Annotated in this window: 26 protein-coding genes; 13 read left to right on the top strand and 13 right to left on the bottom strand. The window is 66.6% G+C overall.

All coding sequences use genetic code 11. The features are described 5' to 3' along the window. Positions 1–65 precede the first annotated feature (65 nt). The 8 genes from ACYQ8K_RS20280 (at position 66) to ACYQ8K_RS20245 (ending at position 8,678) form a co-directional block, all read left to right on the top strand. Complete coding sequence (locus ACYQ8K_RS20280) at positions 66–2,135, top strand: MDR family MFS transporter (RefSeq protein WP_459971772.1); 2,070 nt, start codon at positions 66–68, stop codon at positions 2,133–2,135. A gap of 65 nt (positions 2,136–2,200) precedes the next feature. Further along, positions 2,201–2,695, top strand: coding sequence for a carboxymuconolactone decarboxylase family protein (locus tag ACYQ8K_RS20275; RefSeq protein ID WP_459971770.1), 495 nt, complete (start codon positions 2,201–2,203; stop codon positions 2,693–2,695). 106 nt (positions 2,696–2,801) lie between these two features. Then, positions 2,802–3,683 carry a TIGR03854 family LLM class F420-dependent oxidoreductase gene (locus tag ACYQ8K_RS20270; protein ID WP_459971837.1) on the top strand — a complete coding sequence of 294 codons (882 nt, stop codon included), beginning with the start codon at positions 2,802–2,804 and terminating at the stop codon, positions 3,681–3,683. A 48-nt stretch (positions 3,684–3,731) separates the two neighbouring features. Continuing rightward, complete coding sequence (locus ACYQ8K_RS20265; protein WP_459971768.1) at positions 3,732–5,084, top strand: type I glutamate--ammonia ligase; 1,353 nt, start codon at positions 3,732–3,734, stop codon at positions 5,082–5,084. A 6-nt stretch (positions 5,085–5,090) separates the two neighbouring features. Next, entirely contained in the window at positions 5,091–6,206 is a 1,116-nt protein-coding gene (locus tag ACYQ8K_RS20260; RefSeq protein ID WP_459971767.1) for an amidohydrolase family protein, read from the top strand. Positions 6,207–6,535: 329 nt separating this feature from the next. Then, entirely contained in the window at positions 6,536–6,835 is a 300-nt protein-coding gene (locus ACYQ8K_RS20255; RefSeq protein WP_459971765.1) for a hypothetical protein, read from the top strand. An 8-nt stretch (positions 6,836–6,843) separates the two neighbouring features. Then, positions 6,844–8,172, top strand: a complete 1,329-nt coding sequence (locus ACYQ8K_RS20250) for a C2 family cysteine protease (protein WP_459971763.1) — start codon at positions 6,844–6,846, stop codon at positions 8,170–8,172. Next, the gene (locus ACYQ8K_RS20245; protein WP_459971761.1) at positions 8,169–8,678 is read left to right on the top strand and encodes a hypothetical protein; all 510 of its coding nucleotides are present in this window, start codon (positions 8,169–8,171) and stop codon (positions 8,676–8,678) included. The genes ACYQ8K_RS20250 and ACYQ8K_RS20245 overlap by 4 nt, the downstream gene beginning before the upstream one ends. Before the next feature lie 31 nt (positions 8,679–8,709). Here ACYQ8K_RS20245 and ACYQ8K_RS20240 read toward each other — a convergent pair whose 3' ends face one another. From ACYQ8K_RS20240 to ag85B, 8 genes are all read right to left on the bottom strand, one after another. Then, on the bottom strand, positions 8,710–9,153 hold the full coding sequence (locus tag ACYQ8K_RS20240) for a nuclear transport factor 2 family protein (RefSeq protein ID WP_459971835.1): 444 nt from the start codon (positions 9,151–9,153) through the stop codon (positions 8,710–8,712). Positions 9,154–9,235: 82 nt separating this feature from the next. Then, on the bottom strand, positions 9,236–10,558 hold the full coding sequence (locus ACYQ8K_RS20235) for a cytochrome P450 (protein ID WP_459971759.1): 1,323 nt from the start codon (positions 10,556–10,558) through the stop codon (positions 9,236–9,238). Positions 10,559–10,614: 56 nt separating this feature from the next. Continuing rightward, on the bottom strand, positions 10,615–11,034 hold the full coding sequence (locus ACYQ8K_RS20230) for a lipoprotein LpqH (RefSeq protein ID WP_459971757.1): 420 nt from the start codon (positions 11,032–11,034) through the stop codon (positions 10,615–10,617). A gap of 11 nt (positions 11,035–11,045) precedes the next feature. After that, positions 11,046–11,879: an SDR family oxidoreductase gene (locus tag ACYQ8K_RS20225; RefSeq protein WP_459971755.1), complete on the bottom strand. Its 834-nt coding sequence runs from the start codon at positions 11,877–11,879 to the stop codon at positions 11,046–11,048. 5 nt (positions 11,880–11,884) lie between these two features. Then, positions 11,885–12,358, bottom strand: coding sequence for an SRPBCC family protein (locus ACYQ8K_RS20220; RefSeq protein WP_459971833.1), 474 nt, complete (start codon positions 12,356–12,358; stop codon positions 11,885–11,887). A gap of 35 nt (positions 12,359–12,393) precedes the next feature. Continuing rightward, a complete protein-coding gene (gene rpfC / locus ACYQ8K_RS20215; protein ID WP_459971753.1) occupies positions 12,394–12,831 on the bottom strand; it encodes a resuscitation-promoting factor RpfC in 438 nt (145 codons plus the stop codon). A gap of 105 nt (positions 12,832–12,936) precedes the next feature. Continuing rightward, complete coding sequence (locus ACYQ8K_RS20210) at positions 12,937–13,521, bottom strand: chorismate mutase (RefSeq protein WP_459971751.1); 585 nt, start codon at positions 13,519–13,521, stop codon at positions 12,937–12,939. Between the two features lie 173 nt (positions 13,522–13,694). Next, complete coding sequence (ag85B, locus tag ACYQ8K_RS20205) at positions 13,695–14,687, bottom strand: diacylglycerol acyltransferase/mycolyltransferase Ag85B (RefSeq protein ID WP_459971749.1); 993 nt, start codon at positions 14,685–14,687, stop codon at positions 13,695–13,697. A 683-nt stretch (positions 14,688–15,370) separates the two neighbouring features. On the opposite strand from ag85B, the gene ACYQ8K_RS20200 reads away from it, so the two are divergent. Beyond that, positions 15,371–16,495, top strand: a complete 1,125-nt coding sequence (locus ACYQ8K_RS20200; protein ID WP_459971831.1) for a DUF7159 family protein — start codon at positions 15,371–15,373, stop codon at positions 16,493–16,495. Between the two features lie 29 nt (positions 16,496–16,524). Here the strand turns inward: ACYQ8K_RS20200 and ACYQ8K_RS20195 are convergent, their stop codons facing one another. The 3 genes from ACYQ8K_RS20195 to ACYQ8K_RS20185 are packed head-to-tail and all read right to left on the bottom strand — an operon-like array spanning position 16,525 to position 19,434. Further along, positions 16,525–17,085, bottom strand: a complete 561-nt coding sequence (locus ACYQ8K_RS20195; protein WP_459971748.1) for a YceI family protein — start codon at positions 17,083–17,085, stop codon at positions 16,525–16,527. A 12-nt stretch (positions 17,086–17,097) separates the two neighbouring features. Further along, the gene (locus tag ACYQ8K_RS20190; RefSeq protein WP_459971747.1) at positions 17,098–18,111 is read right to left on the bottom strand and encodes an alcohol dehydrogenase; all 1,014 of its coding nucleotides are present in this window, start codon (positions 18,109–18,111) and stop codon (positions 17,098–17,100) included. A gap of 24 nt (positions 18,112–18,135) precedes the next feature. Continuing rightward, complete coding sequence (locus ACYQ8K_RS20185; RefSeq protein ID WP_459971745.1) at positions 18,136–19,434, bottom strand: cytochrome P450; 1,299 nt, start codon at positions 19,432–19,434, stop codon at positions 18,136–18,138. Positions 19,435–19,681: 247 nt separating this feature from the next. Between ACYQ8K_RS20185 and ACYQ8K_RS20180 the strand changes: the two genes are divergently transcribed. The 3 genes from ACYQ8K_RS20180 to ACYQ8K_RS20170 are packed head-to-tail and all read left to right on the top strand — an operon-like array spanning position 19,682 to position 20,676. Next, a complete protein-coding gene (locus ACYQ8K_RS20180) occupies positions 19,682–20,080 on the top strand; it encodes a hypothetical protein (RefSeq protein ID WP_459971743.1) in 399 nt (132 codons plus the stop codon). A gap of 5 nt (positions 20,081–20,085) precedes the next feature. Further along, positions 20,086–20,406 carry a hypothetical protein gene (locus ACYQ8K_RS20175; RefSeq protein WP_459971742.1) on the top strand — a complete coding sequence of 107 codons (321 nt, stop codon included), beginning with the start codon at positions 20,086–20,088 and terminating at the stop codon, positions 20,404–20,406. 48 nt (positions 20,407–20,454) lie between these two features. After that, complete coding sequence (locus tag ACYQ8K_RS20170; protein ID WP_459971740.1) at positions 20,455–20,676, top strand: Rv1893 family protein; 222 nt, start codon at positions 20,455–20,457, stop codon at positions 20,674–20,676. Between the two features lie 7 nt (positions 20,677–20,683). Here ACYQ8K_RS20170 and ACYQ8K_RS20165 read toward each other — a convergent pair whose 3' ends face one another. Both ACYQ8K_RS20165 and ACYQ8K_RS20160 read right to left on the bottom strand, forming a co-directional pair. Further along, positions 20,684–21,814 (bottom strand): nitronate monooxygenase, encoded by a 1,131-nt coding sequence (locus tag ACYQ8K_RS20165; protein WP_221042877.1) that lies wholly within the window; start codon positions 21,812–21,814, stop codon positions 20,684–20,686. A gap of 112 nt (positions 21,815–21,926) precedes the next feature. Next, the gene (locus ACYQ8K_RS20160; RefSeq protein ID WP_459971739.1) at positions 21,927–22,391 is read right to left on the bottom strand and encodes a hypothetical protein; all 465 of its coding nucleotides are present in this window, start codon (positions 22,389–22,391) and stop codon (positions 21,927–21,929) included. A gap of 202 nt (positions 22,392–22,593) precedes the next feature. Between ACYQ8K_RS20160 and ACYQ8K_RS20155 the strand changes: the two genes are divergently transcribed. Continuing rightward, positions 22,594–23,739 (top strand): 13E12 repeat family protein (locus ACYQ8K_RS20155; protein WP_459971737.1); only part of this gene is annotated, 1,146 nt, incomplete at its 3' end.

Raw genomic sequence — 23,739 nt, 5'->3', positions numbered from 1 at the left:
GGGTTTTGGTTGCCACCGGTTGACGGTGGGCACTCATTACCATCGAACGCCGTGGGAAGGCAGGCATGACGAGGGCGACACCAGCGGCTCCGGCCGGCCACGCTGCGGAGTCGCAACCCGGCACTGTCGCGGTCGATTCGCAGCGACGCAATTTCATTTTCGTGGCGATCCTGCTCGGCATGCTGATGGCCGCACTCGACCAGACGATCGTGGCGACCGCGTTGCCGACCATCGTCGCCAATCTCGGTGGCGCAGGCCATCAATCGTGGGTGGTCACCAGCTACCTCCTCGCCTCGACCATCATCACCGCCCTCGTCGGCAAGTTCGGAGACCTGTTCGGCCGCAAGCGGGTGTTCCAGGCGGCCGTCGTGTTCTTCGTCGCCGGATCGGTGCTGTGCGGGCTGTCGAGTTCGATGAGCATGCTGGTCGCGTCCCGCGCACTGCAGGGCGTCGGCGGCGGCGGGCTCATGGTGACCGCGATGGCCCTGATCGGCGAGGTGATTCCGCTGCGGGACCGCGGCCGCTACCAAGGGGCGATGGGAGCGGTGTTCGGTGTCACCACCGTGATCGGTCCCTTGCTCGGCGGCTACTTCACCGACCACTTCACCTGGCGGTGGGCCTTCTGGATCAACGTGCCGATCTCGGTCGTGGTCTTCTTCGTGGCGGCCGCGGCCATCCCGGCGCTGACCGACCGCACCAAACCGGTCATCGACTACACCGGGATCCTGTTCGTCGGCCTGGGCGCCGCCGGCCTGACACTGGCCACCAGTTGGGGCGGCACCACCTATCCCTGGCGGTCGCCCATGATCATCGGGCTGTTCGTCGGCTCGGTGATCGCGTTGTGCCTCTTCGCGTGGGTGGAGACCCGCGCCGCCGAGCCGATCCTGCCGATCCGGCTGTTTCGCAGTTCGGTGTTCACCGTCTGCTGTGTGCTGTCGTTCGTGGTCGGGTTCGCGATGCTGGGCGCCCTGACGTTCCTGCCCACCTACATGCAATTCGTCGACGGTGTCTCGGCCACCACGTCGGGCCTGCGCACGTTGCCGATGGTGCTCGGGATGCTCACCACCTCGATGGGCAGCGGTGTCATCGTCGGCCGCACGGGCAGATACAAAGTCTTCCCCATCGCCGGCACCGCCGTCATGGCGGTGGCGTTCTTTCTGATGTCGCGGATGGACCCGTCGACATCCGCTGTCGTGCAATCGTTGTTTTTGGTCATCCTCGGCGCCGGGATCGGGATGTGCATGCAGACCCTGGTCCTGATCGTGCAGAACACATCGAGCTTCGACGACCTCGGCGTCGCGACCTCCGGTGTCACCTTCTTCCGCACGATCGGCAGCTCGTTCGGAGCCGCCATCTTCGGCTCGCTGTTCACGAACTTCCTGCACAGCCGGATCGGCCCGGCGTTGCTGGCCAGCCGCGCGCCGGCCGCGGCCGCCGCGTCGCCGGAGGCGTTGCACCGGCTGCCCCGCGAGGCGGCCGCCCCGATCGTCGCCGCCTACGCCGACTCGCTCACCCAGGTTTTCCTGTGGGCGGTTCCGGTCGCGCTGGTGGGGTTCGTGCTGGCGTTGTTCCTGCGCGAGGTTCCGCTCCAGGAATTCCACGACAGCACAGTCGATCTCGGCGATGCGTTCGGGATGCCGACCAGCGAGACACCGGACCAGATGCTGGAGAACGCGATCGCACGGATGATGCGGGGTGAAACCGGCATGCGGCTGCGCAGCATCGCGATGCGACCCGATTGCCGGCTCGACGTCGCCGGCCTGTGGGGTGTGCTGCGGATCAACCGCTACACACAGATGTACGGCACCGCTCGGCTCACCGACATCGCCGACTACCTACGGGTACCGTTCGAGGTTCTCGAGCCCACCTTCGCCCGCCTGGTCTCCGGCGGTTACGTGCAGCGCGACGGCGAACAGTTGTGGCTCACCCCGGCCGGGGGACAGCAAGTCGCCTACGTCCAGTCGCTGCTGTTGGCGTGGCTCGTCGACAAGCTCGCCCGCTCACCGGGTTTCGAGGGGCGCCCAGACCGCCGCGCGGTCGAGGCCGCGCTGGAACGTGTCGCGCATCGCGTTCTGGCCCAACGTGATTGGCACGACGAGCAGCCCACCATGGCGATCCCGTCGGCCGCTCGCTAGCGGCCACGCCTCCGCATTCGCCGGCATCCGCGACCGGGGTCCGGACGCGGGCGTACCATCACGCCATGAGCCGAATCGGAACATTTGCCGACGACGACCTGGCCGGCTGGTTTGTGAAGTCTCCGGATATCGGCGGCGCGCTGGGCAATTTCAGCCAGGCGGTCTACACCAAGAACCGGTTGCCGTTGCGCACCCGCGAATTGGCCCGCGCCGTGATCGCCCACCGCAACGAATGCGTCGTCTGCGTCAACACCCGGGACGAAGACGGTCCCGCCGCCGGCGTCGACGAGGAGTTGTACGACCACGTCCACGAATGGCGCAGCTGGCCCGGTTACAGCGACCAGGAGCGGCTGGCCGCCGAGTTCGCGGACCGATTCGCCACCGACCACACCGCCCTGCGCGACGATGAAGACTTCTGGAGCCGTTGCGCGGAACACTTCTCGGACGAGCTGCTGGCCGACCTGGCCCTGTCCTGCGCGCTGTGGGTCGGCATGGGACGAGTGCTGCGGACCCTCGACATCGGCCAGGCCTGCAAGCTCACGATCCCCAGCCGCGGCTAGCTTCCCGCCCTGAGGTCCCGGGCAACCGGCGATGACGCATGCCCGGGCACAAATGGCGCCGCGGTGATGTTGCGGTGTGGATGAGAGAACTCAGCGGGAGGCGCTGATGAAGATCCGCTTCGGGGTCGGCCTGGGCGCCGACACCGCGCCGGACCGGCTGGGCGCCATCGCCGATCACCTCGAGGCCGGCGGGGTGGACTCGCTGTGGTTTTCCGAACTGGTGTACTCGCCGGCGGTCGATCCGGTGGTCGGTATGGCGTACGCCCTCGCGCGGACGTCCCGGCTGAAGGTGGGGACGTCGGTGGCCGTGCTTCCGGGCCGGCATCCGGTGCTGGTGGCAAAGCAGTTGGCGTCCCTGGCGGCCGTCGCGCCGAAGCGGGTGTTACCGGTTTTCGGCCTGCGCTCGGCGATACCGGCCGAGCGCGAGGTGTTCGTGGTGCCCGACGGCGAGCGCGCGGCGGTATTCGACGAGTCGCTGCGGCTGCTGCGCGCGGCGCTGGTCAAGGAGTCGGCGACGTTCACCGGCCGGTATTTCAGCGTCACGGATGTGGCCGTCGCTCCGAGACCGACACCGCCGCTGGACATTTGGGTGGGCGGTTCGGCACCGGCGGCGTTTCGGCGCATCGGCGAGCTGGGCGATGGCTGGCTGGGCAGCTTCCTCACCCCGGCGGAGGCGCGGGCCGGGCGCGAGGCGATCGAGCGGGCCGCCGCGGATGCCGGCCGCAGCATCGAACCCGACCACTTCGGCATCTCGTTGGCGGTCGCCGACGGGGAATTGCCCGCCGAGCTGGCCGCGGCGGTGCGCCGGCGTCGCCCGGACCGCGACCCCGGCGAGCTGATCGCCGTCGGGTGGGACCGGCTGCACCGGCAACTCGACGCCTACATCGAGGCCGGCCTGACGAAATTCGTCATCCGGGCGGCGGGCAAGGCGCCACTGCAGGGCTTCCTCGATCGGTTCATCACCGAATTGGTCGCTCGGCAGAACTGAGCGCCGTTTACGCCTACGGCGCGATCCGAGATGGGGAGAATGACTGCCATGACCGGCACACCGCTTGCCGCCGCGGCCATTGCCCAGCTGGAGGCCGAGGGCGTCGACACGGTCATCGGCACCGTGGTGAATCCCGCCGGGCTCACCCTGGCCAAGACGGTGCCGATCCGGCGCACCAACACCTTCGCGGATCCCGGCTTGGGGGCCAGCCCGTCCTGGCACGCGTTCGCCATCGACCAGACCGGCATCGCGTTCACCGCCGACGTGGGCGTGGTGGGGGACCAACGTCTTCGTATCGACCTGTCCGCGTTGCGCATCGTCGGTGACGGTCTGGCGTGGGCGCCCGCCGCGTTTTTCGCTCAGGACGGCACGCCCGTTCCCACCTGCAGCCGGGGAGCGTTGCGTCGGCTCGAGGCCGCACTCAGCGAGGCCGGGATCGAGGCCGCGATCGGGCACGAGATCGAATTCTTGCTGGTCGGACCCGACGGCGACCGGCTGCCGTCGACGTTGTGGGCGCAGTACGGCCTGGCCGGCGTGCTGGAGCACGAAGCGTTCGTACGCGACGTGATCGGTACGGCGACGAGTGCCGGCATCGCGATCGAACAGTTTCACCCCGAATACGGCGCCAACCAGTTCGAGATCTCGCTGGCACCCCAGACCCCGGTGGCCGCCGCCGATCAGCTGATCCTGATGCGGCTCATCATCGGTCGCGTGGCCCGCCGCCACGGGCTGCGCATCAGCCTGTCACCCGCGCCCTTCGCTGATGGCGTCGGATCCGGTGCCCACCAACACTTTTCGCTAGCTACGTCGGAAGGCCCGCTGTTCTCCGACGGCCCCGAAACCCACGGCATGACGGACGCGGGGGAGAGCGCGATAGCGGGCGTGGTCCGCGGCCTGCCGGAGGCCCAGGGCGTATTGTGCGGGTCCATCGTCTCCGGGTTGCGGATGCGTCCCGGCAACTGGGCCGGCGCCTACGCTTGCTGGGGCACCGAAAATCGTGAGGCCGCGGTGCGCTTCGTCGTCGGGGGGCCGGCAAGCCCGCGCGGCGGCAACGTCGAGGTGAAGATCGTTGACCCGTCGGCAAATCCGTACCTCGCCTCGGCCGCCATCCTCGGCTTGGCCCTGGACGGCATCAAGTGCCAGGCGGCGCTGCCACCGGAGATCACGGTCGACCCGGCAGTCCTGCCCGATTCCGACCGGGCCCGCGACGGCATCGTGCGCCTCACCGGCTCCCAGGCCGAAGCGATTGCAGCACTTGATGGTTCAGAGGCGATGCGTCGCATCCTGGGCGATCCGGCAGTCGACATGGTGGTCGCGGTTCGTCGCCTGGAGCACGACCGGTACGGCGACCTGGCGCCCGATCAGCTGGCGGACAAATTTCGCATGGCCTGGAGCCTGTGACCGGTTATGGTCTCCGACACCCGCGCCCTGGCCCAGCACATCGCCGAAGTGGCGCTGGTCGACCAGCACGTGCACGGTTGCTGGTTGTCGCCGGGAGACCGGCAGCGATTCGAGAACGCGCTCAACGAGGCCAACAGCGAACCCATCAATTACTCGGGCTTCGACTCACAACTCGGATTCGCGGTGCGCGCGCATTGCGCCCCTGTGCTGGGGCTGCCCAAACACGCCGATCCGCAAGTGTATTGGGAGCGGCGCAGCCGATTCGGGGAGGCGGAGCTGGCGCGGCTCTTCCTGGCGGCTGCCGGCGTCAGTGACTGGCTGGTCGACACCGGGATCGGCAGCGGTGGTGTCGCCGGGGTCGCGGACATGGCCCAGCTGTCCGGTGATCGCGCGCGCGAGGTCGTGCGTCTCGAGGAGGTGGCCGAGCAAGCCGCGCGGGCTACGGGTGACTACGCCACGGCCTTCGAGGAGATCCTGCATCGGCGCGCCGCCGGCGCGGTCGGCACCAAATCGATTCTGGCCTACCGCGGTGGGTTCGACGGCGACCTGAGCGAACCCTCGAGGGCGGAGGTCGCCGAGGCCGCCGGCCGCTGGCGCGAACGTTGCGGCACCCGGCTGCAGGACAGGGTCCTGCTACGGTTCGGGTTGCACCAGGCCCTGCGGCTGGGAAAGCCGCTACAGTTCCACGTCGGGTTCGGCGATCGTGATTGCGACCTCCACAAGGCCAATCCGCTGCTGCTGGTTGACTTTCTGCGGGACACGGCCGACGTCCCGGTCGTCCTGCTGCACTGCTATCCCTACGAGCGCGAGGCCGGCTATCTGGCCCAGGCGTTCAACAATGTCTATGTCGACGGCGGTCTGAGCGTCAACCACCTGGGGGCGCGGTCCCCGGCGTTCCTTGCCCGATTGCTGGAGATGGCGCCCTTTTCCAAGATCCTGTATTCGTCCGACGGATTCGGCCCTGCGGAACTGCACTTCCTCGGCGCGGTCTTGTGGCGCACGGGCATTGAGCGGGTGCTGCGCGAGTTCGTGGACCGCGGCGACTGGAGCGAGGCGGATGCCATCCGGGTGGTCGATCTCATCGCCCGCGAGAACGCCGCGCGCATCTACGACCTGGGCTGAGCTCGCCGGCCGAAGGATTTCACGAATTCCCCTGTAGTCCGCCGCCCGGACGCATAAGCTTCGAGTGACGAATCGGGCAAACGTCACCAAACTGTAGAGAGTAGAAGGAGGTTTGGGCGCGTGTCGTCCCGTTCTGCGTTCGTCATCGCAGTCATCTCACGGCCACGCCGGCCGTCCCGCAGTAGTTGTAGCCGACGGTAGAACGCTGAGCCGCCGCGAGGCATCGGGATGGTCAGGGTACGAGGGGTGACCATCTCAATGATCCAACGATTCTGCGCCGATCATCCGGTGAATACCGCAGAAGCAAACCTCGACTTAGAATCCCGCAGGTGGGACCCGATACGTTGCAGGTCACGCTCGATCAGCTCAGAGTCACGGCCGCTCAATGGCGTGGTCGCAGCGCCGACCTGACCGCCGCAACGTCCCCGGCCGCAGGGCCGTCTTTTCAGGCCACTTCCGCGGCGGTGGCAGGTGTCAACACGAAGGTTGGCATCGCCGCGGCAGCACTCGCCGCCCGGACGCAAGCCACGGCCGCGGGAGTGGACGCGGCTGTCGCCGGCTACCGCAATCAGGAGGCGGCCGCGACGGGCGAGATGGCCGCCGTGCCGCGGGCGATAGGCTCCCAATGACTGCCACGTTGTCGCAGATTCAGGCTTGGGACACTCAGCACCTGGTCGATGCGGCGGCGTACTGGAATAAGATCGCGGACCACTGGGAGGACGTGTTCCTCCAGGTGAGGAATCAGTCGGTTTCTCTTCCGTGGCGGGGCGCCGGGGGAGAAGCGTTGCGGCAACGAACCGGCGCCGATCTCCCCATCGTCAGCAGGCACGCCGACCAGTTGCGGGAGGCGGCCGCGATCGCGCGCAATGGCGCCGGCGATGTCAGCGCGGCACAACAACGCGTCCTGTTCGCCGTCGCAACCGCCGAGAACGCGGGTTTCAATGTGGCAGAAGACCTCTCGGTCACCGCGTACGTGCACGGCGGCTCGCTTGCCGATGTCATGACCCTCGAGGTCTTGGCCGACCAGATGGCGGCCGACATCCGCGTCGACGCCGCCACGTTGACGAGCATCGACCAGACCGTCGCCGCCAAACTCGCGACGGCAACCGCCGGGCTGGGAGATCCCGCGTTCGCCCCGGCACCGCAAGACGGACCCTTTCCCCAGGACTCTGACGGCACACAACCGCGCCGGTACACCGACAAGGACCTGTACCCGCATGATCCGACGGCCGCGGATGTGCACCAAGACAGCATCGGTGACTGCTACCTGGACTCCACAATGGGAGCGATAGCCAATGCCAACCCGCAGTGGATCAAAGACCGGATCCGCTACGACGACAAGACGGGAACCTTCGACGTGACGCTTTGGGATGGCCACGAATGGAGACACGTCCCGGTCACTCAGGGCGACATTGACACCAACATCCAGCACCATGGCGCCAGTTGGCTGGACAACAACAAGCCGGACGCCCCGCTATGGCCGGCGGTTTTGGAGTCGGCCTATGCGAAACTCAAGGCGCCCAACGATAATCTCGGCGATGCGCTCGAAAACGTCATTGGCAAAGGCGGCTACCCACAGGATGCACTGGGGGCATTGACAGGGAACCGAGGGACCACCATCAATCCGCAAACCGTCTGGTTGACGAACCAACACATCGACCAGAGCATCGCCACCGCACTGGCCAATCATCAACCCGTCACGATCACGACCACCGCGCAAGGCGTCCCGTTGGAGCAGAGCCATGTCTATGTGGTGGAAGGCATCACCGGCACCGGCAGCGACGCCCGGGTGACGTTGCGCAATCCATGGGAGCACAACTTGGGAACACCCGAGAACACCGCAGAGCCGCTAGTGACGGTAAGGCTTGGTGACCTCATTGGATCGGGCCTACCGACGGGCAATCTGCCTAACGGACCGTTCGGTCACCACCCGATGTCCAACGTCAACATCGGTTCACTGGGATGAGGCGCAACAAGATGCTTTGGATAGCAGCCATCGCTATCGCTGTCGTAGTAGTCATTGCGGGCGGATATGTCTTCTGGCAGTACCGCACTGCCCAACCGCGCGCGCTCAGCGGTCTTCCGAGTTATCCTTCGCCGGTTGCCATCACCGATATCCCGGAACCGCAAAGGACGGCAGCCCAGGAGAAGATACGGACTCTCGTCTCCGCCGCACTGCCGGGATACCGCATCGCCAGTGAGCAATTCTCTGCCACCAATGCGCAATTCACCTGGGATCTCCTGCGGCATCGTGTCGGCCCCGACCTCAAATCGGCGGGATACGCGTTGGACGCCAACGGCTTGTCCTCCGACAACCAGGTCACCTACACCGTGTACCGACACGATGGCTCGCTGCGGCGATGGTTCAACGACGACATCATTGTGGTCGCCGGCCTGGTCAACCACACGCTTCCGACGGCAACCGGGGGCCCGGTCCATCTCTACGGCTATTTCAGACTTACGCCCCAGTGACGCGGCGTGGGCTTGCCTGCGAAAGATGTTGTCAGACCAGCGCTGACGCGTCGAACACCCAACTCACGTCGCCGGTTGCCAGTCCCTCGAAGTGGTTCGGGGGAGCGAAGGCCACCAGGCTGTTGAAGTCCCAATAGTCTTTCCAGACAGTCACTTTGCCGTCGACGACCTTGTGCACCGTGACGAATCGCAGCACGCCCTGCTCACCGGTGGCGAATGTCCAGGTCTCGGAGTGCTCGTAGAGCACATCGGAGCCGTTGGACACCAGCACGCCGGTGTGGTTCTCATAGCCGGCCAGCTGCTCGAGGCCCATCCTGAGGCGTTTGACGATGTCTTCCGGGCCGCGGGCCGACAACGCGGGAACCGGCATGTCGACATAGAGGCAGTCGTCGGACAGGAAGGTCTTGAGCGCTTCCCAGTCGCGCCGCGAAAGTGCTTGCCACAGCCCACGTACGACATCCTCGACCGCGATCATAGAAACCTCTGTCATAACGGCACATGAAACTCTGTTGCCGCCCCGGTGTCAATAAGGTGGGCGATACTCCCGGCGAGTGCCGCTAGCCGTCCACCGCGGCCATCGACCGGGCCGGCCCCAGGTTCACCGGCAGCGACGACCATCCCCGCAGGACGCGGGTTTCGCGCCGGCTTCCGGCGCCGGCCGCGCGTACCTCGGGGAAGCGGTCGAAAAACGTGCGCAGGCCGACTTCGCCCTCGGCACGCGCAAGGGCGGCGCCAAGGCAGAAGTGCCGGCCACCGGAGAAGGCGAGATGCCTTCCGGCGTTCTCCCTTTCGATGTCGAAGCGATGCGGGTCATCGAACACGGCCGGATCCCGGTTGGCGGCGGCCAGATACAGGATCACCAAGTCGCCGCGTTCTAGGCGCCGGCCGGCGATCTCGACATCGTTGAGCGCTAACCGGGCGGTGAGCTGCACCGGCGATTCCAGCCGCAGGATCTCTTCGACGGCGTTGGGCCACAGCTCGGGGCGCCGTCGCAGGGTGTCGAGGTGCTCGGGCGCGTCCAGCAGCATGCGGATCCCGTTGCCGAGCAGATTCACGGTGGTCTCGAATCCGGCGGCCAACACCAGACCGGCGATCGCCTGCAACTCTTTCTCGTTGAGATACGTTTCGGCAGAGCCGCTTTCGGCGGTCTGGATCAGCTGACTCATCAAATTGTCGCTGGGGTCGAGGCGGAGTTGCCGCAGGTGCTCGTCAAGCCAGGAGCTGAAGCCGGCGATGCCTTCCTGCACGCTGCGGTACTGCCGCCACGGCAGTCCGATGTCCAGGCTCGGCGCGGCCAGTTCGCCGAATTCCAGCACGCGCCGCCGCTCGGACTCCGGCACGCCGAGGATGTCGCTGATGATCGACACCGGAAGTTGCGCGCAGTACCGCCGGACGATATCCACGACACCCGATTCCCCGGCCAACCGATCCAACAGCTCGGTGGCGGTCTGCTCCACCCGATCCCGCAGCGCGGCAACCGCCCTGGGGGTGAACACCGCCGATACGGTCTTGCGGTAGCGGGTGTGGTCGGGCGGCTCGACCGCAAGCAGTGACGGTGCCCGCAGTGGATGCAGGAGGTCGTCGCGGGTGCGGCGCTCCAGCCATCGCAACGGCGCCGGCAGGTTCGATCCGAAGATCAGCACCCGGAAATCATCGGACCGCAGCAGCTCGTGAGCGAGCGCGTGATCCGCCGTCAGATAGGCGACGCGGCCCTTCACCAACGTGCCCCGGGCGCGGACCTCGTCGTAGTAGCGCACCGGGTCGGCGGACACCGCCGGATCGGCGATCAGCCGGGCCTGAACATCGCCGCGTCGCGCCCCGACCGCAGCGGCTCCGCGGATGAAGCCGTGCATCGCGAACCAGTGCAACCGTTCCTTCACTGGCCCCTCCCTCGTCCGGGTGTCGGTTCGAGCCTAGGCTCCGACCACCTCGAGAGTCAGCACTGCGCGACGATTTTGAAGTCGGTGGTCACCACTTTGTTGGGGTTGCTGCTGTTGATGCCATACGCGCTGCCCGTGATGGTGTACGCGTCGTTGGTGAGGTCGACGTGCGCGTCTCCGACCCCGCCCTGCCAGAAGCTGCCGGTGAAGCCGTCGACGTTGCGGATCTTCACCCACTGCGGCATCACCCGGTATCCGCTGAGCAACACCACCGCTTCGACCCCGCCATCGTGGTCGCCGATGTTGATGGTCCGGTACATCTGATCCTGCCGGCACGCGGGGGGACGCGTGGTGTGCGTCGCGCCGTCGATGGTCAGGCGGGCGGCCCGGCGCGGCGTCGTCTGGGCCGCGCTGCAGCCGGCCACGCCGACGACCGCCGCCAGGACCAAAGCGACTGTGAGCACCCGGTTTTGCACAGCCGACCTCCTTATTGTTGCTTCGGCGCAAGCCTGGGTAGGGACTTGACGATGCTGCGTCGCACGAATTCCGGACTCAGGCCTTTGAAAAAGTCAATCAGGCGAATGCTCTTCGGCACGTACCAGTGCAACCGCTTCTGATTGTGGTAGGCCTGCCACGCCGTCTCGGCCACGCTGCTGGCCGGCATCAACCGAAGCATGCCCCTCTTGGGCGCGGTGGCCCGCAGTTGCTCGGCCGTCATGGGCGCGCGGCCATCGTCGGAGTGGTTGGTCGTCGTCGTGAGGATGGCGGTGTCGATCAGACCGGGCAGCACGTCGGCGACGCGCACCCCGTGGCGCAGCCACTCCACGCTCAGGGCCTCGGTCAGGCCTTTGACCGCGTGCTTGGTGGACGAGTAGACGGCCAGGCGCGGCATGCCGTAGGTGCCCGACGACGACGACGTCGAGAACATCAGGCTGCCGGGGGCCTTCTTGAGGTACGGCAGCGAGGCGTACGCGCCCGTCAATACCGCCTTGAAGTTCACGTCGACGACGCGCATCGCGGCGTCATAGGGCACGTCCTCGAACCATCCGGATTCGCCGATGCCGGCGTTGTTCCACATCATGTCCAGGCCGCCGCCGGTGTTGCCGGCGCAGAAGTCGGCCAGGGCGCCGTCGAGAGCCGCCTTGTCCGTCACATCGACGGCGCGGGTCCACAGCCGATCGCCGCCGAGTTCGTCGGTCAGGGTCGCCAGGCCGGCGTCGTTGCGGTCGACCGCGCCCACCCGCCAGCCCTTGGCGTGGAACAGCTTTGCCCCCTCGCGCCCCATGCCGCTGCCCGCGCCGGTGATGAAGACCGATTTCACCAGCGTCAGTCCGCCTCGACCACGTTTTTGATGCGGTTCAGCGTCTTGGTCATGTCGCGGATGTTGCGGCGCTTGCGCAGAAATCCGCCGAACAACCAGTACACGCCGAGCCATGGCGCCGGGTTGAGCCGAAACGACTCGGTGACGTCCGTCCCGCCGTCACTGGGCGCCAGGCGGTAGTGCCAATTGTTGACCGGCCGGTCACCGAGCAGCACCGTGAAGCCGAATTCGCGGCCCGGTTCGCACGCGGTGACCTTGCACGTCGTCCAATAGACCGGGCCCATCTCGTTGCGCTTGACGTGGCCGCGGAATTTCGCGCCGAGGGCCGGGCCGGTCGCGTCGCCCAGCCACTCGGCTTCGAAAACTTCCGGGGAGAACTTTCCGGTGTTGCGGACGTCTGCGATGAGATCCCAGATCTTGGCCGCAGGCGCCGCCATATGAACAGTCGCCGAACCTTCCATGGGCTGATCCAAACACAGCTAGCCGCTGGGACATAGACCGCAGGTGCGTTTCATCAGTGCGGGACGGCCGCCTGGATCAGCCCGTTGATGATCTGCTTGATGCCCTGGGCCGGGTGCGAGTACCAGCCGATCGGCAGGCCGGACTGCGCACCGCATTTTGGCCAGGCCTCCACGCCCTCTTCGGCGAAAACCCGGTTGGCCACGGCGATTTGCTGCTCCCTGGATGCGGCAGCGGGGTTACCGACGCCGCCGTAGCGGGCCCAGGTGCTCGGTTTGAATTGCAGCCCACCGTATTCGCCGTTGCCGGTGTTGGCGTGCCAGTTGCCACCGGATTCGCACTGAGCGATCGCGTCCCAGTTGGGAGCGGGTTCCGCGCTCACCACACCCGTGGACGAAGCCATCGACGCTGCAACGAACCCGCCGACCGCTACGGACTTGACGAGAAGCTTGCAGAGATATTTCATGTCCAGGATTTCGGCGCGTGTGGCCAAAGCGTTACCTATTCGAAAATGGCGCGAGATATGCCATCTATCTGCGGAAACCGCCTTATCGGCAGGCCAAATCGGACCGTTAGAAATCGGTGAGGAAAAATTAAGTTATCGCTGGCAATACGACTGCGTCGCTGATGACAGGGCCTTTTGGTACAGGCTGTCGAGCTGACGATCCCGGATGACGACGCTGCGCGCAGCGTCGCGTTGCGCGGCGCATTCCGGCGAGTGCAGCAGGTTCCAGTTGGCCGAAATCTGGCCCAGCATCGCCCGATTGAAGGCGTCGATCGTCGACCGCGACGCCGACAGGTCCGGCGCGTCGGCCGGAGCGCCCGCCGGGTTCAGCTTCCAGTCGGCGAACCGGGTGTATTCGATGGCCTCGGTCGCGCCGATCTGGTCACCGAAGACCCGCGTGACGTAGTCGCGGTCGACGTGTTCGGCGTCGGCCTCGTCGCCCAGCCTGGCCAGCTCCTGCTCGACGCGGGCCGGGTCTTCGATGGCGCCGTGCTGGTTCCATTTGTAGGCGGCGACGGGCTCGGCAACCTGCAGCCGTTGCGCGGCGGCGTCGACCAAGGGCGTCAGCGGGCTCGCCGGGTCGGCCCGAACCGGCGCCACAAGCATCGCCAGGCCGCCGAGCACGGCGCCACAGCGCGCGGCCGCGGCCAGGCGGGGCGGGCGAACGCTGCGGCGCATGATGATGATTCTGGCGTGTCGGTGGCGCCCCGCCGGCCGGGACGCTCCGACGGGATGCCGTCACAGTGATCTTTTGTCGCCGAACGAGAAAAACCGCCGGCCGTCGGCCCCTTAACGCACTACTGCGCCCGACGAGGTTGTCAGGCGCAGTAGTGAACGAGCCGGGCGAGGGGTTATCCGCCGCCGCCCTGGGTGGCGCCGAGGGCGCCCTGCAGGTCGGGCTTCATGGCGTTGAGCTGGGCTCCCCAGTACTCCCAGCTGTGCGTCCCATTGGCGTCGAAGTTGAACACGGCGTTGTGGCCGCCGGCCGCGTTGTAGGCATCCCGGAACTTCAGGTTGCTGCTGCGGACGAAGTTCTCCAGGAACTCGGCGGGCATGTTCGCCCCACCCAGCTCGGACGGCGTCCCGTTACCGCAGTAGACCCAGAGGCGGGTGTTGTTACCGGCCAGCGCCCCGACCTGAAGGGTCGGGTCGTTGCGCGCCCACGCCGGATCGCTCGACGGCCCCCACATGGCGTCGGGCTTGTAGCCGCCGGCGTCGCCCATGGCCAGACCGATCAGCGAGGGCCCCATCCCCTGGGAGGGGTCCATCAGGGCCGACAGCGAGCCGGCGTAGATGAACTGTCCCGGGTGGTTCACTGCCAAGATCAGCGCTGAGGAGCCGGACATCGAGATACCGACCACGGCGCTGCCGTTGGACTTGACGCTCTTGTTCGAGGCCAGATATCCGGGCAGTTCGCTGGTCAGGAAGGTCTCCCACTTGTACGTCTGGCAGCCGGCCTTACCGCACGCCGGGCCGTACCAGTCGGCGTAGAAGCTGGACTGACCGCCGACCGGCATGACGATCGAGAGGCCCGACTTGTAGTACCACTCGAACGCCGGGGTATTGATGTCCCAGCCGTTGTAGTCGTCTTGGGCCCGCAGACCATCCAGCAGATACACCGCGGGAGAACCGTTGCCGCCGCTCTGGAACTGGACCTTGATGTTGCGGCCCATGCCGGCGGACGGCACCTGCAGGTACTCGACGGGCAGACCCGGACGCGAAAACGCGTTGGCTGTCGGGGCACCGCCGGCAAGACCGATCAGGCCCGGCAGTGTGGCCGCCGCCGCTGTGCCGACCAAAAGCCGGCGCCCCCAGGCCCGGACCTTCTCGCTCAGATCTGTCATACCTGCCCCTTGTCGATGTGGTCAGTGTGATCGTGGTCTCACAGGAATTTACCGTGTGAGTCCGCGAAATGTCGATTGGGACGCGAACGCGTCTCGTTTCGGCATCTCTTTTCACCTCATGAATTCGCCACCCGGAACACCCGAGCGGCGACAGGCGACGCGTACCCGCTCGACGACGGTCCAACCCGTCGGGGCGAAAATGCCAGGCAGCACCGTCCCGCGGGCGCGTGTAGACGAGCACCCCGCGATACGCCACCTAATAGAAAGCACCCGAAATGAAGGCGACTGCGGATTTTCGAGCGCGCGTCGCGACCGGACAGCTGCGCGACGCATCTTTGACCCTTTGAAGGCGCGTCGCCTCGCGCAGCGACAGCCGATAAATATTTTCTTTGCCGATAAAACGATGCGGCTTTTGCCGCCGGACAACGCGCCGCCCCATCGGTGGCGCGTCGTCCGGCGGTTTGGCCGTTCCCGGCGCCGCCCGTTGATCTGGCGATTCCCGGGCGAGGCCTGACCGGGGCAGCCGGACTTGCGCCGACCGCGTAGGCTCTCTCGGAGCAAGCCGATGAAGACCACGCTATCCCGTGTCTGTTCCGGCTCTCACGAATCACCGCACCTGCGGCTTCATGGTGCGCGTCGGTGCGGCGGAGGGCGTCGGGCGCGGGACCGATTGGGGCATAGATTTGGACACGGTTCTTGGCCTGTCAGTGACGCCGACCACCGTCGGTTGGGTCCTCGCTGAAGGACACGGCGCGGACGGCACGATCCTGGATCACCAGGAGTTGACGCTGCACACAGGCCACGGCGTTCGCGCCGTGGGTACCGCAGAGCAGGTAGTAGACGAGGTATTGCGGGTCGACACGGCGGCGGCGGCAAGCGATCGCCGCTTGCGTGTCATCGGAGTGACCTGGAACGACGAAGCATCCGCACAGGCCGCGCTGGTGCTGGAGGCGTTGACCGACGCGGGATTCGACAACGTCGTGCCCATCCGGTTCCTGGACGCCGTCGAGACGTTGGCTGAGGCCATTTCGCCCGTCATCGGCTACGAGCAGACGGCGGTCTGCATTCTCGATCACGACGCGACGACCGTCGTCATGGTCGACACCCATGACGGGGAGACCCAGACGGCGACCAAGCACGTGCGCGGCGGCTTCGACGGCCTGACCCGCTGGCTGGCCGGCATGTTCGAGCGCAACGGATGGCAGCCGGGCGGCGTTGTGGTCGTCGGCGCCCACGACGACATCGACGGATTCTCCTGGCAACTCGAAAAGACTTTGCCGGTACCGGTTTTCGTGCAGTCGATGGCCCAGGTGACCATCGCGCGCGGCGCCGCGCTGTCCGCGGCCCGCAGCACCGAGTTCACCGACGAGCAGTTGGTGGAGGAGGTCGGCGAGCCCGTTCCGGCACCCGCCCAGAAGCGGCAGTTGTCCTACGCCGGGGCGGTGACCGCGCTGGCCGCCGGCGCCATCACCTTCGTCGGCTCGGTGTCACTCGCGGTGGGGATCCACGTCGGCCCCGCCAGCGCGGCGCCCACGCCGAAGCACGCCACGCACCCCCCGACACCGCAGGTCGCCGAGGCGGTCACGGCCGTCGCGCCGCTCCCGGCGGCGCCACCGACCAAGCCGGCAGCCCCGCAGGCCAAGCCCCCTGCCGGGGAACCGGTTTCGGAGCCGAGCGCCCCGGAAGAGCAGCCGAGCACCGGTGACCGACAGCCCTACCTGACGCGGGTGCTGGAGCACATTCCCGGCGACACCGGCGAACCGGCGGCCGATTCAACCCCGCGCGCGGCGACCGACCCGCAGCCCTGATCTTCCTTCCGACGCCGCGCCGGTAGCACTCAATTGTCTTGGGCGCGAACCGCGGAGAAAGTCAACGCAACCTCGTCTGCGACCTGGACCGAACCCATCAGCAGCGAGTAGGGCTTGATGCCGTAGTCGGACTGACGAATGGTGGATTCGACCGACATCCGCCATGAGCCCCCGAGATCCTCTGTGCGCACCTCGATCACGTGGTCTCGCGACTTTCCCCGGATCGCGAGCGTGCCGCTCAGCCGGTAGCCGTCACCGGCCTCCTCGATGACGCCCGCGGTGTAGCGGATCTCGGGGAATCGACTGGCGGACAAAGACTTCAGCGCGTTCGACCGCACCACCGCCTTCTCGGCCCCGGACAGCCCCTTGACTCCGCCGTCGCCCCGCAGCACCTCGAATGACTCGGTCTCGACGACGAGTTCTGCGCCGACGGGCCGAGAATCGGACCAGCTTACGGTGGCGTGCCAGCGCGTCATCGCGATGGTGAGGCGATGACCCATCCGTGCCGCCCTGCCGGCAACACCGGTGTGCAACAACAATTCACCGTCGGCCGGACTGATCGTCCACACCGAGTTTTCGTGGGAGGTCACGGACCGACTGTGTCACATGGTCAAAACGGTGCGATAGTGCGCCCGGCCCTCTTCCAGGGCCGCATAGCCCTCCTTGGCCTGCGACAGCGGAAGTTCCTCGATCCACGCCCGCACGCCGGACAAGACAGCGAAATGCATGGTGTCTTCGACGTCCTTCGCCGTCCCGGAGGGATGGCCGACGACGCTGATGCCGGGGGTGATCAGTTGCACCGGGCTGATCGGCAGCGGCTCGGGCGTGACCCCGATGGTGACCAGTTCGCCTTGGGGGAGTATGCCACCGACCGTGGCGGCCATGGCTTTTGAATTGCCGGCGGTGGCCAACACGACGGTCGCGCCGCCGAGGTCCTTCAACGCCTCCGCGGGATCGGTGGCGGTCGAGTCGATGTAGTGGTGGGCGCCCAGCTTGCGGGCATCGTCGGCCTTGCCGGTACCCCGGTTGATCGCGATGGTTTCGAAGCCCATCGCCCGGGCGAACTGCACGCCGAGATGGCCCAGTCCGCCGACACCGAGAATCGCTACCCGATCGCCGGGCAGGGCCTTGGTGTGGCGCAAGGCGTTGTAGGTGGTCACGCCCGCACACCCCATCGGGGCGGCCTCGGCGTCGGAGAGTTCGTCCGGGATCCGGGCCAGCGCGCTGACCGGCACGGTCACCGACTCCGCGTATCCACCGGGATACTGCCAACTCGGCACCTTGCCGTTCTCGCAGTGGATGAACAGGCCCTTACGGCATTGGTTGCAGCGTTGGCAACAGCCGCCGAACCAGCCGACCGCGACGCGATCACCGATCGCGAAATCCTGTACGCCATCGCCGATCTCGGCGATCTTGCCGGCGATTTCATGCCCGGGGGTCAGCGGCCACGACATGCCGGGGAACCCGCCATTGACGAAGTGGGCGTCGGTGCCGCAGATGCCGCACGCAGCGACCGTCAGCCGTACCTCGTCGCGACCCGGTGGTTTGGTTTCGGCGTCGACCAGCTCCAAAGCTGCACCTGCGGACGAGACATGGACGGCTCGATGAGTGGGCATGTCCCTAGCTTGTCACCCCTGCGCCTAATGCGCGACAGGACATTTCTCGGCACCGCTGGTGTGATAGTCGACCTGCCAGTGCTTGATTCCGTTGAGCCAGCCCGACCGCAGTCGCTCGGGCTTGCCGGCCGATTCCAGATCGGGCATGGCGTCGGCGATCGCGTTGAACATCAGGTCGATGGTCATCCGCGCCAGGTTGGCCCCGAGACAGTAGTGCGCACCGGTGCCACCGAAGCCCACGTGCGGGTTGGGATCCCGCAGGATGTTGAAGGTGAACGGGTCCTCGAACACGTCCTCGTCGAAATTGGCTGAGCGATAGACCATTACGACCCGCTGGCCCTTCTTGATCTGCACGCCGGACAGCTCGTAGTCCTCGCACGCGGTCCGCTGGAATGAGGTGACCGGCGTCGCCCAGCGCACGATCTCGTCGGCGGTGGTGGCGGGGCGCTCTCGCTTGTACAGCTCCCACTGATCCGGGAAGTCGGTGAAGGCCATCATGCCCTGGGTGATCGAGTTGCGGGTGGTCTCGTTGCCCGCGACGGCCAGCAGGATCACGAAGAAGCCGAACTCGTCGTCGGAGAGCTTGTGCCCGTCGACGTCGGCCTCGATCAGCTTGGTGACGATGTCGTCTCCGGGGTGTTGCTTACGGTCGGCGGCCATCTGCATGGCGTAGGTGATCAGTTCGACCGAGGCGCCCATCGCGTCGTTGCGGGCAAACTCGGGATCCTGATCGCCCACCATTTCGTTCGACCAGTGGAACAGCTTCATGCGGTCCTCTTGCGGCACCCCCATCAGCCCGGCGATCGCCTGCAGCGGCAGCTCGCAGGACACCTGCTCGACGAAGTCGCCGGAACCCTCGGCGGCCGCGGCCGCGACGATGCGCCGGGCGCGCTCGTTCAGGTCATCGCGCAGGAGCTCGACGGCGCGGGGGGTGAACCCGCGGGAAATGATTTTGCGGAGGTGGGTGTGTTGCGGGGCGTCCATGTTGAGCAACACGAACTTGCCGGTCTCGCGCTGCTCGCGCACCGTGCCCTCTCTGTAGCGGGGCAGGGCGGTGTTCTCCAGGCTGGAGAAGACGTCGCTGCGCCGCGAAATCTCTTTGACGTCCTTGTGCTTGGACACCACCCAAAAGCCGCCGTCGTCGAATCCGCCCACCCCGTCCGGCTGTTCGTTCCACCAGATCGGCGCGGTGCGGCGCAGCTCGGCCAGTTCTTCCACCGGGAGTCGCTCGGCGTGGATGTCCGGGTCGGTGAAGTCGAAGCCGGGAGGCAGATTGGGGACCGGCTTGGCGGTTGGCTCGGCGGTTGGCTCGACGCTTGGCATGGCCCGCTCCTCGATGACGAAGTGGTCTAGTCGTCCTTGTGCAAGGAAACCACTGCCGCACCTTGGTTGGGAAGCATTGCCTCAAGATCCCCGGGTGCGAATTGGAACGTGTTCTTCACCGGCGGTTTTGCACCGAGGAGCGGGTCGGGGCCGGCGATCGCGGTCGCACGCCGAAACGGTCTTGTGGCCGACAGTCCGACCGATATGCTTTGGTGCAGGTCATCGGCGACGACAGGCGGGGTAGGACATGATTCGGGAACTGCTCAGCGCCGCTTCGATAGCGGGCATCACGATCGGCTTGGCGCCGTGCGCGGCCGCCGGATATGACGGCGACGTGCCGGGGATGAACTATCAGGCCTCGTTGGGCGCGCCGTGCGACAACTACGAAAGCTTCATCTTCGGGCGGGGGCCCAGCGGTCAGGCCGAGGCGTGTCATTTCCCGCCGCCGAATCAGTTCCCGGCAGCCACCACGGGTTACTGGGTGATCTCCTACCCGCTCTACGGGGTTCAGCAGGCCGGCGCGAAATGCCCCGGCCCGCAGTCGGCGGCACAGTCGGACCGCGGGCTTCCGATGCTCTGCCTGGGAGACCAAGGGTGGCAAGAAGGCTGGTTCACCGGGGCAGGGTTCTTCCCGCCGTCGGGATAACGACGATGCGCGAGCACCCGCAGGCCCAAGATCCGATTCCGCGCTGGCTGCGTTTCGTGCTGGCCTCCGATCGCGCCGGATCGGCGTGGTACATCGGCACGGGCTTCTTCTTCGCGCCGGTGCTCGCGGTGCTCTCGCCCTGGCCCACGGTCACCGCCGTGCTGTGGGGCGTCATCGCACTGGCCGGGCTGTGGCTGGGACTGCTGGGCATCGCGATGGCCATCGGGCTGGCCCGAATCATGCGCTCGGGGGCCGAGATTCCCGAAGACTACTGGCGTTCCTTGGTGCACTACCAGGCCGCGACGCCGACGAGAAATGGTGCGTGACGCCGTCTAGAGTCAGAGCGACCGCCCGGTAACAAAAGGAGACTCGAGATGGCCTTCAATCCCAAAGATGCAGTCGACGCGGCGAGGGACATCGCGACCAACGCCGTCGAGAAAGCCTCCGACATCGTCGAACACGCCAGCGACATCATCCGCGGCGACCTCGCCGGCGGCGCCAGCGGCATCGTTCAGAATTCGATCGACATCGGCACCTACGCGTTTGACCGGACGAAGGAAGTGTTCACCGGCCGCGACGACGTCGACGAGGTCTAGGCGCGCGTTATACGGAGGCGGCCTCGTTGAGCTCATCGAGCCGGTTGGTGGCTTCCAGGTACTCCTGCACCCAGCGCTCGATGACCGTCGAGGTCTTCTCCACCTTGGTGAACTGCCCGACCACCTGACCGACGGGGTTGAACGCCACGTCGACGGATTCGTTGGGGTACCTGTTGGTGGCGCGGACGGCCATGCCAGACACCATGTACTGCAACGGCATTCCGAGCGGCTTGGGGTTGTCCGGCGCCTCCCATGCCTCGGTCCAGTCGTTGCGCAGCATGCGGGCCGGCTTGCCGGTGAACGAGCGGCTGCGGACGGTGTCGCGGCTGCCCGCCTTGACGTAGGCCTCCTGCTGGACCGGGGTGTTCGAAGACTCCTCGACCATCAGCCACTGCGATCCGGTCCACGCGCCCTGCGCACCGAGCGCCAGCGCGGCCGCGATCTGTTCACCGCTGCCGATGCCGCCCGCCGCCAGCACCGGAACCGGGGCGACCTCCTTGACGACCTGTGGCCACAGCACGATCGAGCCCACCTCGCCGCAGTGCCCGCCGGCCTCACCGCCCTGGGCGATGATGATGTCGACGCCCGCGTCGGCATGCTTGCGAGCCTGCGAGGGGGAGCCGCATAACGCCGCCACTTTGAGCCCGGCGTCGTGGATGTGCTTGATCATCTCGGCCGGCGGGGTGCCCAGCGCGTTGGCGATCATCTTCACCTTCGGATGCTGGAGCGCCACCTCGACCTGGGGCGTGGCCGTGGCCTCAGTCCAGCCGAGCAGCTGCAGGGTGTCGCCATCGCTGTCCTCGACCGGCACGCCGTGGTCGGCGAGGATCTTCTTCCCGAAGTCCAGGTGCTCCTGCGGCACCATCTTGCGCAGCGTCTCGGCCAGCTCTTCCGCCGACAGGTGGGAGTCCATGCCCTCGTACTTGTTCGGGATGACGATGTCGACCCCGTACGGGTGGTCGCCGATGTTCTCGTCGATCCACTTCAGCTCGATCTCGAGCTGCTCGGGCGTGAAGCCGACCGCTCCGAGCACGCCGAACCCCCCGGCCTTGCTGACCGCCACGACAACGTCGCGGCAGTGGGTGAAGGCGAAAATCGGAAACTCGATCCCGAGTTCGTCGCAGATAGGGGTGTGCATTACAACTCCTGGGAGCTCGCCGAATTGGAACGTGTTCTAGTTTAGTACGTGGCGCACTGACGTGGCCAGCGGGTCCTGACCTGCGCGTTATTACTACGGCCCGTCGTGTGGCTCAGATCGCAACGCTGTTCGCCACCCACAGGACGAGAAACGCGAGCATGCAGACCGCGGAGAGCAGATGGTCGCGGCAGATCGATCGCGCCAGTCGCGTCTGCTCGGATGGGCTGTCCGCGCGGCGCCCGAGTTGTACCGCATCGGGAACGGTGTGCGTCAACGCCAACATGGTCGGGACGCCGGCAATCGGCGTCGAGGTCACCAGCAGCCAGCCTGGGTCGTGTCCGCGCGCGGCCTGCAGCACAAGCGTTCCCAGCAACGTGAGCATGACGAGCGCGATCAGGCGGTTCATCGGGCGCGACGTGGTCGTCGCGCGGTGGTAGTAGGCGGCGATGGACGCGAGCACGGCCTCGGGCAGTTCGGCCGGTGACTTCCGGTAGCGGAGAACTTGGACGTCGAAGATCAAGTCCATCCACAAGACGGCGAACAGGAACCCGCCGCAGGCCATGAGCAACGGGGCCATGGCTCTCACCCACCTCTGATCCATCCGGGCCACCGCGCCGCAGCGCAGTCGCCACTTGGACCCATTGTTCTCGGCAGCGCAAGAGCCACATTGCTCCGCGATTTGACGCGTTGAATCGGCAAACCCAAATCACTTGTGCCACTTTTGTTTCAGTGGTTTCGGGGGGACGGGTTTTGTCGGTAGCCCGCCCTAGTATTCGAACATGGGTTCGATTAGCGACCGCGAGCAGATTCAGGCGGACGTTGACGCGTTGTGCGCTGTAGCGTCCCGCTTCCAGGAGCATTCCTATGCTGCGCTGACCAACCCGGAACGCCTCGGAATTTTGGAGACACTCGAACGCGTAGCACGCAAACTCCAGGCGCCAAGTCATCAGCTCATCAATCAGCTTGGTGAGCAAGGGGATTCGACGGAGTTGGGCGGCAAGCTGTCCTGGGTGTTGGCCGACCGGCTACACATCACCCGGGCCGAGGCCGGCCGCCGGATCAGCGAGGCCGCCGACCTGGGCCCGCGCCGCGCGCTTACGGGCGAGCCGTTGGCGCCGGTGCTGCCCGCCACCGCCGCGGCCCAGCGTGACGGGGCGATCGGGGCCGACCACGTGGCGGTGATCCGGCGGTTTTTCCACCAGCTGCCCGAGTCCGTCGACCTCGAGACCTCTGTGCACGCCGAGAGACAACTGGCGGCCAGGGCCGCCGAGTTCCGGCCCGATCAGCTCGCCAAACTGGCCCGCCGCCTGATGGACTGCCTCAATCCCGACGGCAGCTACACCGACGCCGACCGGGCGCGGTTGCGCGGGCTGGTGCTGGGCAATCAGCAGGCCGACGGCATGTCACGCCTGAGCGGATGGCTGACCCCCGAAGCCAGAGCCACCCTCGAGGCGGTGCTGGCCAAGCTCGCCGCCCCCGGCATGTGCAACCCTGACGATGGCACGCCGGTCGTCGACGGTGCCCCCTCGGAGGAGGCGGTGCAACGCGATACCCGCACGCCGGGCCAGCGCAACCATGACGGGCTCAACGCGGCGCTGCGGGCGACGCTGGCCAGTGGAGACTTGGGGCAGCACAACGGATTACCGGCCAGCATCATCGTGACCACCACACTCACCGAGCTCGAGGCCGCCGCCGGAAGGGGTTTGACCGGCGGCGGCACCATCCTGCCGATGTCGGACGTTATCCGCCTGGCCCGTCATGCCCACCATTACCTCGCGATCTTCGACAAGGGCAAGGCGTTGGCGCTGTACCACACCAAGCGCCTCGCGTCGCCGGGTCAACGAATTATCTTGTACGCCAAGGACCGTGGCTGTTCACATCCCGGCTGCGACGTGTCAGGCTATTACTGCGAGATGGGCTTGCCC

It is taken from the genome of Mycobacterium sp. MUNTM1 (assembly GCF_054660795.1).
Note: the sequence above shows the minus strand (reverse complement) of the source record. Positions and strands in the feature narration are given on the sequence as shown.

Excerpts from the sequence above, each read along its gene's own strand:
- ACYQ8K_RS20270 (WP_459971837.1), top strand. The coding sequence starts at position 2,802 with ATGAAGATCCGCTTCGGGGTCGGCCTGGGCGCCGACACCGCGCCGGAC.
- ACYQ8K_RS20275 (WP_459971770.1), top strand. The coding sequence starts at position 2,201 with ATGAGCCGAATCGGAACATTTGCCGACGACGACCTGGCCGGCTGGTTT.
- ACYQ8K_RS20175 (WP_459971742.1), top strand. The coding sequence starts at position 20,086 with ATGCGCGAGCACCCGCAGGCCCAAGATCCGATTCCGCGCTGGCTGCGT.
- ACYQ8K_RS20185 (WP_459971745.1), bottom strand. The coding sequence starts at position 19,434 with ATGCCAAGCGTCGAGCCAACCGCCGAGCCAACCGCCAAGCCGGTCCCC.
- ACYQ8K_RS20165 (WP_221042877.1), bottom strand. The coding sequence starts at position 21,814 with ATGCACACCCCTATCTGCGACGAACTCGGGATCGAGTTTCCGATTTTC.
- ACYQ8K_RS20260 (WP_459971767.1), top strand. The coding sequence starts at position 5,091 with ATGGTCTCCGACACCCGCGCCCTGGCCCAGCACATCGCCGAAGTGGCG.
- ACYQ8K_RS20240 (WP_459971835.1), bottom strand. The coding sequence starts at position 9,153 with ATGATCGCGGTCGAGGATGTCGTACGTGGGCTGTGGCAAGCACTTTCG.
- ag85B (WP_459971749.1), bottom strand. The coding sequence starts at position 14,687 with ATGACAGATCTGAGCGAGAAGGTCCGGGCCTGGGGGCGCCGGCTTTTG.
- ACYQ8K_RS20160 (WP_459971739.1), bottom strand. The coding sequence starts at position 22,391 with ATGGCCCCGTTGCTCATGGCCTGCGGCGGGTTCCTGTTCGCCGTCTTG.
- ACYQ8K_RS20280 (WP_459971772.1), top strand. The coding sequence starts at position 66 with ATGACGAGGGCGACACCAGCGGCTCCGGCCGGCCACGCTGCGGAGTCG.
- ACYQ8K_RS20180 (WP_459971743.1), top strand. The coding sequence starts at position 19,682 with ATGATTCGGGAACTGCTCAGCGCCGCTTCGATAGCGGGCATCACGATC.
- ACYQ8K_RS20190 (WP_459971747.1), bottom strand. The coding sequence starts at position 18,111 with ATGCCCACTCATCGAGCCGTCCATGTCTCGTCCGCAGGTGCAGCTTTG.
- ACYQ8K_RS20210 (WP_459971751.1), bottom strand. The coding sequence starts at position 13,521 with ATGCGCCGCAGCGTTCGCCCGCCCCGCCTGGCCGCGGCCGCGCGCTGT.
- ACYQ8K_RS20245 (WP_459971761.1), top strand. The coding sequence starts at position 8,169 with ATGAGGCGCAACAAGATGCTTTGGATAGCAGCCATCGCTATCGCTGTC.
- ACYQ8K_RS20170 (WP_459971740.1), top strand. The coding sequence starts at position 20,455 with ATGGCCTTCAATCCCAAAGATGCAGTCGACGCGGCGAGGGACATCGCG.
- ACYQ8K_RS20265 (WP_459971768.1), top strand. The coding sequence starts at position 3,732 with ATGACCGGCACACCGCTTGCCGCCGCGGCCATTGCCCAGCTGGAGGCC.